The sequence below is a fragment of the Methylobacterium sp. CCH5-D2 genome (assembly GCF_001556475.1).
Taxonomy (GTDB): domain Bacteria; phylum Pseudomonadota; class Alphaproteobacteria; order Rhizobiales; family Beijerinckiaceae; genus Methylobacterium; species Methylobacterium hispanicum.
The window spans coordinates 1-7721 of sequence record NZ_LSIX01000928.1 but is presented as its reverse complement, the minus strand read 5'-3'; the positions used below and the strand labels follow the sequence as shown (position 1 = coordinate 7721).

7 protein-coding genes are annotated in these 7721 nt (G+C 69.8%); 5 read left to right on the top strand and 2 right to left on the bottom strand.

Annotated features, from left to right (window positions below; translation table 11 throughout):
- The first annotated feature begins 279 nt into the window (after positions 1-279).
- The 4 genes from tesB to AX737_RS25035 all read left to right on the top strand — a co-directional run bounded on the left by tesB (position 280) and on the right by AX737_RS25035 (position 5001).
- Positions 280-1143, top strand: coding sequence for an acyl-CoA thioesterase II (tesB, locus tag AX737_RS25050; protein ID WP_066926106.1), 864 nt, complete (start codon positions 280-282; stop codon positions 1141-1143).
- 278 nt (positions 1144-1421) lie between these two features.
- The gene (locus AX737_RS25045; RefSeq protein WP_066926104.1) at positions 1422-1760 is read left to right on the top strand and encodes a P-II family nitrogen regulator; all 339 of its coding nucleotides are present in this window, start codon (positions 1422-1424) and stop codon (positions 1758-1760) included.
- Between the two features lie 97 nt (positions 1761-1857).
- The gene (locus tag AX737_RS25040; RefSeq protein WP_066926101.1) at positions 1858-3354 is read left to right on the top strand and encodes an ammonium transporter; all 1497 of its coding nucleotides are present in this window, start codon (positions 1858-1860) and stop codon (positions 3352-3354) included.
- 378 nt (positions 3355-3732) lie between these two features.
- Positions 3733-5001, top strand: coding sequence for an outer membrane beta-barrel protein (locus tag AX737_RS25035; RefSeq protein ID WP_066926097.1), 1269 nt, complete (start codon positions 3733-3735; stop codon positions 4999-5001).
- 161 nt (positions 5002-5162) lie between these two features.
- On the opposite strand, the gene AX737_RS25030 is transcribed toward AX737_RS25035, so the two are convergent.
- Positions 5163-6332 carry a phosphoserine transaminase gene (locus AX737_RS25030; protein ID WP_066926094.1) on the bottom strand — a complete coding sequence of 390 codons (1170 nt, stop codon included), beginning with the start codon at positions 6330-6332 and terminating at the stop codon, positions 5163-5165.
- A 116-nt stretch (positions 6333-6448) separates the two neighbouring features.
- Positions 6449-7168, bottom strand: a complete 720-nt coding sequence (gene trmD, locus AX737_RS25025) for a tRNA (guanosine(37)-N1)-methyltransferase TrmD (protein WP_066926091.1) — start codon at positions 7166-7168, stop codon at positions 6449-6451.
- A 79-nt stretch (positions 7169-7247) separates the two neighbouring features.
- Between trmD and AX737_RS25020 the strand changes: the two genes are divergently transcribed.
- Positions 7248-7721: methyltransferase domain-containing protein (locus tag AX737_RS25020; protein ID WP_066926088.1), on the top strand; the 474-nt coding region annotated here is incomplete at its 3' end.

Sequence of the window (7721 nt, the reverse complement as noted above, 5' to 3'; positions counted from 1 at the left end):
GGCCGGCGCCCGCCGGCAGCGCGGGATCGTGAACCGCAACCGCGAGCGCCGGCCCGTGCGCCCGGGCGAGCGCGAGCGCCAGGGTGAGCCCCGGGATGCCGCCCCCGGCCACGATCAGCTTCCGTCCGCCCGAACGCCCGCTCGATCCGCTCATCACGCTCCTCTGCGTCTTCCGACCCTTGCGCCCCCGGTCCTGCGTGGCTTGCCGCGCGGGCGGTGCTATGTCGATTCCGCGACCCACCGATAACTCACCGCCCCGCCGAAGGCACCGCCCGCCGCATGACCGACATCGTCACAGAGCTTCTCGACATCCTCGACCTGGAGCGCCTGGAGGAGGACCTGTTCCGGGGCGTGAGCCCGCGGGTGAGCTGGCCCCGGGTCTTCGGCGGGCAGGTGGTGGCGCAGGCGCTGGTGGCGGCGAGCCGCACCGTGCCGGCGAGCCGGCCGCCTCACTCGCTGCACGCCTACTTCCTGCTCGGCGGCGACCCGAAGGCGCCGATCATCTACGAGGTCGAGCGCATCCGCGACGGCGGCAGCTTCACCACCCGACGCGTGCGGGCGATCCAGCACGGGCGGCCGATCTTCGCCACCTCTGTCTCCTTCCAGACCGAGGAGGAGGGATACGCGCACCAGGTACCGATGCCGGGCGCGCCCGACCCGGATGCGCTCCCGTCCGTCAGGACGCTGATCGAGCGGGGCGGTGCCAACCTGCCGCCCGCGCTGACCGGGTACTTCGCCCGCCCCCGTCCGATCGAGCTGAAGCCGGTGGACCTGCGCCGCTACCTCGAACCCGGCCCTGCCGACCCGGTCTGCAACGTCTGGCTGCGGGCGGCCTCGCGCCTGCCGGACGACCCGGCGATCCACCGGGCGGTGCTGGCCTACGCCTCCGATATGACGCTCCTCGACGCGACGCTGATCGCCCATGGCCGCTCGGTGTTCGACCCCGACATCCAGGGCGCGAGCCTCGACCACGCGCTCTGGTTCCACAGGCCATTCCGGGCCGATTCCTGGCTGCTCTACACGCAGGACAGCCCCAGCACCGGCGGCGCCCGCGGCTTCGCCCGGGGCCAGATCTTCACCCAGGACGGAGACCTGGTTGCCTCGGTAGCCCAGGAAGGCCTGATCCGGCCGCGTCGGGCCTGACGCATCCCGAACACGCAAATCTGCCCAATCGATCGCCAATCTGCCGACCCGATAGGCACAAGCTCGACCATTGGGGCGGCAACCGTGAGTCCTAATCGATCAAAGCGTGGGCAGAACTGCGTCTTTCCGGAAAGTTCCGTCCGGCCAGCCCTGGCATAGTCCTTGAATAGGCGCTTCCGATCGCGGGGCCATTCCGGCCCGCCGCGGACAACAGGACCGCAACCGGCGCCCGCGGGCGCGCCGGCCGAGGTTCCAACCGGAAGCAGGGGGCGCCGCCCATGAAGATCGTGATGGCCATCATCAAGCCGTTCAAGCTGGAAGAGGTGCGCGACGCCCTCACCGGCATCGGCGTGCACGGCCTGACGGTGACCGAGGTCAAGGGCTACGGCCGCCAGAAGGGCCACACCGAGATCTATCGCGGCGCCGAGTACGCGGTGAGCTTCCTGCCCAAGCTGAAGATCGAGGTCGCGGTGGCCTCCGATCTCGTGTCCAGCGTGATCGACGCGATCGCGGGCGCCGCCCGCACGGGCCAGATCGGCGACGGCAAGATCTTCGTGATGCCGCTCGAGAAGGCCGTCCGCATCCGGACCGGCGAGACCGACGCCGACGCGCTCTGAGTCTTCCCGGGCCGGACGGCCCGCAGCGAGCCGCCGATCCGCTCGCCCCATCCTTCACCTCAAGCGACAGACAAACGCGACCGGGAGTCTCGTGTCCATGAAACTTCGCAACGTCCTCGCGCTCGGGCTGGGAGGCGCGGCGCTCGCCGCTCTCCTGATCGAGCCCTCGCTGGCCCAGTCGCCGGCGCCGGAAGCCATCTCGCCGCCGCCCTCGCCGGTGCCGAACAAGGGCGACACCGCCTGGATGCTGGTCTCGTCGGCCTTCGTCCTGATGATGGTCGTGCCGGGTCTCGCCCTGTTCTACGGCGGCCTCGTGCGCACCAAGAACATGCTCTCGGTGCTGACCCAGGTCTTCGCCATCGGCTGCATCGCCTGCCTGCTCTGGGTCACCTTCGGCTACAGCCTCTCCTTCACCAACGGCGGCGGCCTCAACGACTTCGTGGGCGGCTTCTCGAAGGCCTTCCTGAAGGGCGTCGACGCGAACTCGGTGGCGGCGACCTTCTCCAACGGTGTCGTGATCCCCGAATACGTCTACATCTGCTTCCAGATGACGTTCGCGATGATCACGCCGGCCCTCATCGTCGGCGCCTTCGCCGAGCGGATGAAGTTCTCGGCGCTGGTCGTGTTCTCGATCCTCTGGGTCACGCTGATCTACTTCCCGATGGCCCACATGGTCTGGTACTGGGGCGGTCCGGACGTCTTCGCGGACGCGGCCAAGAAGCTGGCCGCCGCGGGTGGCGAGGCGAACGCGGCCGCCAAGGCCGAGTACGACGCGGTGCTGAATGACGCCGGCATGCTCTTCAAGTGGGGCGCCCTCGACTTCGCTGGCGGCACCGTGGTGCACATCAACGCCGGCATCGCGGGCCTCGTCGGCTGCCTGATGCTCGGCAAGCGCATCGGCTACGGCCGCGACCTGCTGGCGCCGCACTCGCTCACCATGACCACGATCGGCGCCGCGCTGCTCTGGGTCGGCTGGTTCGGGTTCAACGCCGGCTCGAACCTCGAGTCGAACGGCTCGGCCGCGCTCGCGATGCTCAACACCTTCGTGGCCACCGCCGCGGCCGCCATCTCCTGGCTGTTCGTGGAGTGGGCGCTGAAGGGCAAGCCGTCGCTCCTCGGCATGCTGTCGGGCGCCATCGCGGGCCTCGTCGCCGTCACCCCGGCGGCGGGCTTCGCCGGCCCGATGGGCTCGATCGTGCTGGGCCTCGTCGCCGGCGCCGCCTGCTTCATCATGTGCTCCAGCGTCAAGAACGCGCTCGGCTACGACGACTCGCTCGACGTGTTCGGCGTGCACTGCGTCGGAGGCATCATCGGCGCCATCGCGACCGGCATCCTGGTCAACCCCGCGCTCGGCGGCGTCGGCATCCCCGACTACACCACCAAGCCCGGCGAGCTGACGGTGGGCACCTACGAGCTCGCCACGCAGGTCATGGCCCAGCTGAAGGCCGTGGGCTTCACCATCCTGTGGTCGGGCATCGGATCGGCGATCCTCTACAAGCTGGTCGATCTGACCATCGGCCTGCGCGTGACGCAGGAGGAGGAGCGCGAGGGTCTCGACATCGCCGACCACGGCGAGCGCGCCTACAACTACTGATCCGGCACAAGCGCGGACCAAGCGATGGACGGCCCCGGCTCGCGAGAGCCGGGGCCGTCCGCGTTTCGGACCGCCCGACCCGAACCAGTATCGAATCGGGCGCCCGCCGAAACTGGAGCGGGCGATACCAGAAAGATCAGGGGAGATCTGGACGGGCGGCGGGATCTGCTTCCCCACGCTGGCGGATCAACGGTTTCTTAACCAAAGCAGCGATTTGGGATCACGCTGTTGTGTCCTTGCGGCAACATGCGGGCGCCAAGAACCCGATCGGGCCTCGAATGCCCGAAAACTAGGCAAATGCCCGCAGTTTCATTTTGCGGTGTTCGCCGCGGTCGAGGCATTTTCGGTCCATAGAATAAACTTGGGGCTCGAAAACTCATGACGATCAAACTGATCCTGCGAAGCGCGACCGCATCGGCTGCCCTGGTGCTCGGCCTCGCGCAGGCTCAGGCCGCCGACATGCCGGCGCCGGCCGCCGTCCCAGTGACGGGCCCCTGCAAGACGGCGATCACCTTCCCGGCCTATGCGGGCGTCATCAAGCAGAACCCGGATCCGTCCTGCTTCACCACCGGAATCGGCGACATCTATGTCGGCGGCGCGATCACCGGCTACGCGTACAACTACAGCGACCGTCTGCCGTCCTTTTACACGCCCATCGTGCCGGGCCAGCGCGACGACCGGGTCGGCCGGGTCGACTTCAGCAACGTCCAGGCCTTCATCCAGAAGGCGGACGGCCCGTTCCAGTTCTACGTCCAGACCGGCCTGTACTCGATCCCGGCGCTCGGCTTCCCGACCTTCAGCGCGATCGATCAGACCGGCCTGCTGTTCAGCCCCGTCCCGGTGGTGTTCGGCAAGTGGGTGCTCAACGACGAGTGGTCGATCCAGGGCGGCCGCATGCCGACCAATATCGGCACGGAACTGGCCTTCACCTTCCAGAACCTGAACATCTCGCGCGGCCTCCTGTTCAACCAAGAGAACATCATCAACCAGGGCGTGCAGGTGAACTACGCGAACGGTCCGCTCGCGGCCTCGTTCGCCGTCACCGACGGCTTCTACTCGGGCGAGTTGAACTGGGTCACCGGCGCGATCACCTACAAGCTGAACGACGCCAACACGATCGGCATCAACGGCGGCACGCACTTCAGCAACTACAATTCCTTCAACCAGACCGGTCGATTCCAGTACGCCACCCCTGCGACGCTGCAGAACAGCAGCATCATCAGCGTGAACTACACCTACGCGGACGGTCCCTGGATCGTGACCCCGTACTTCCAGTACACCAAGGTCGAGCCGGTCTTCGGATTGCAGGGCGCCGAGACCTATGGCGGCGCGATCCTGGCGAGCTTCGCCTTCACCGACAACTTCGCGCTCGCGGGCCGCTTCGAGTACATCGCCCAGAGCGGCGACCGCTTCCTGCAGGACCGCACGGCGGTGCTGTACGGTTCGGGCAGCTCGGCCTACTCGTTCACGGTCACGCCGACCTTCACCTGGGGCCGGTACTTCATCCGCGGCGAGTACTCGCACGTCGCGCTGGTCGATTATCAGCGCGGCGACGCCCTCAACGGCATCGCGGGTCTCGGCTTCGGCAAGCTCGGCAACAAGGGCAGCCAGGACCGCTACATGGTCGAGACCGGCTTCACCTTCTGATCGTGTCGGGGCGCCCGCGGGCGCCCCGAACCGGACATGCGAAAGGGGCGGCGAGAGATCTCGCCGCCCCTTTCGCATGTCCGGATGGTCATGGATCCTTGAGGTCCGCGACCTTTGGCGGGTGCGGGGCGGAGCCCTGCGGCGGGGCCCCGCCTCGGCGCCTACGCCGCCCGGGCGAGCTTCGCCTTCTCCTGCGCGAAGGCCCAGTCCAGCCAGGGGAAGAGCGCCTCGAGGTCGCCGGTCTCGACGGTGGCGCCGCACCAGAGGCGCAGGCCCGCGGGCGCATCGCGGTAGGCGCCGATGTCGAGGGCGACGCCCTCGCGCTCGAGGGTCTCGACGATGCCCGACGCCATCGCAGCCACCGTCGCGTCGCCCTTGGCCAGCACGTCCGGATCGGCGATCACGAGGCAGACGCCGGTGTTGGAGTAGGTCGCGGGATCGACCGCGAGATGCCCGATCCAGGGGGTGCGCGCCACCCAGGCATGGACCGCGGCGGCGTTGGCGTCGGCCCGGGCGTGGAGCGCGTCGAGGCCGCCGACCGACTCGGCCCAGCGGAGCGTATCGATGTAGTCCTCGACCGCGAGCATCGAGGGCGTGTTGATGGTGTCGCCCCGGAAGATGCCCTCGATGAGCTTGCCGCCCTTGGTGAGGCGGAACACCTTCGGCACCGGCCAGGCGGGCGTGTGGCTCTCGAGCCGCGCGACGGCGCGGGGCGAGAGGACGAGCATGCCGTGCGCGGCCTCGCCGCCCATCACCTTCTGCCAGGAGAAGGTGAGCACGTCGATCTTGTCCCAGGCGAGCGGCTGCGCGAAGGCCGCCGAGGTCGCGTCGCAGATCGTGATCCCCTCGCGGTCGGCCGCGATCCAGTCGCCGTTCGGCACCTTCACGCCCGCGGCGGTGCCGTTCCACGTGAAGACGACGTCGTTGTGCTTCGTGTCGATCGCCGAGAGGTCGGGCAGCGTGCCGTAGGGTGCCTTGTGGACCCGCGGCTCGATCTTCAGCTCGGAGAGCGCGTCCGTGACCCATTCGAGGCCGAACGCCTCCCAGGCCGCGACCTCGACGGTGCGCTCGCCCAGCATGGTCCACATCGCCATCTCGACGGCGCCGGTGTCGGAGGCCGGCACGATGCCGATACGAAAATCGGCCGGCACCTGAAGCACCGTGCGGGTCAGGTCGATCGCCTGCTTCAGCTTGGCCTTGCCGAGGGTCGAGCGGTGCGAGCGACCGAGCGCGGCGTCCGAGAGCGCCTGAAGGTTCCAGCCGGGGTGCTTGGCGCAGGGCCCGGACGAGAAATTCGGCACGCGCGGTCGGGCGGCGGGACGGTCGGACATCGGCATCATCCTGGCAGTCGGATTCGCCATGACGCTGGGGCGAATCGAGCCGGTGCTCGTGCGCCGAGTCGCGGTCGCGCGCAAGGGGCTTGCCCGCAACAGGGATATGCCCGTCGTCAGCGCGCCGGCCCGGGCGCGCGCGCCGACAACAGATCCGGCCGCCGCTCGGCGGTGATCCGCTCGGCCTCGGCCCGGCGCCAGCGGGCGACGGCGCCGTGATGGCCGCTGTTGAGCACATCGGGAATCGCGCGGCCCTCCCAGTCCCGCGGCCGCGTGTAATGCGGGTATTCGAGCAGGCCGCCCTCGAAGCTCTCCTCCTCGCCGGAGGCCGCCTTGCCCATCACGCCGGGCAGCAGGCGCACGCAGGCGTCGAGGAGCGTCAGCGCCGCGATCTCGCCGCCCGAGAGCACGTAGTCGCCGATCGAGACCTCCTCCAGACCGCGGCCCGCGATGACGCGCTCGTCCACGCCCTCGAAGCGGCCGCAGACCACGAGCGCGCCGGGCCCCTCGGCGAGCGCCCGCACGCGCGCCTGCGTCAGCGGGCGGCCGCGGGGCGACATCAGCAGGCGCGGGCGCGCGTCGCCGGGCTCCGCCGCGGCGTCGATCGCCGCCGCCAGCACGTCGCAGCGCAGCACCATGCCGGCGCCGCCGCCGGCCGGCGTGTCGTCCACGGTGCGGTGGCGGCCGATGCCGTGCTCGCGGATGTTGCGGGCCTCGCAGGTCCAGTCACCCCGCGCGAGCGCGTCGCCCGAGAGCGAGATTCCGAGGGGGCCCGGGAACATCTCCGGGTAGAGGGTGAGGATCGTGGCCCGCCAGGGCCGGTGCGGCGCGGTCATGCGGCGGTGATGGCGGGGGTCCCGGCCTGGGTCAATCGCGCGCGGCAACGGCTTCGCGGGCATCCGCGTTGCCCGCCCGATGGTCCGCGCCGCCCTCCTGCTCCTCGCCCTCACCGCCGCAGCCCGTGCGGCGGAGCCGCTCGCTCCCCCGGGCGCGCCGGCCGAGGCCTTCCCGAAGCCGGACCGGCCGGTCGCCGAGATCGTGGCGCCGCAGTGGATCCCTGAGGATCAGCGCGACCGCAACGGCGAGTTCGTCGAGGTTGCCCGCCTGCTTCGCGTCGCGCCCGGCGAGACGGTGGCCGATATCGGGGCCGGTAGCGGCTACTACGTGGTACGGCTGAGCCCGCTCGTTGGGCCGGAGGGCCGCGTGCTGGCGGAGGACGTGACACCGCGCTACCTCGCCGCCCTCGAGAAGCGGGTGCGCGATCTCGCGAACGTCACGGTGGTGCGGGGCGAGCCGCACGACCCGCGCCTGCCAGCAAGCTCGGTCGATGCGGCGGTCCTCGTCCACATGTATCACGAGATCGTCCAGCCCTACGGGCTGCTGCACAAC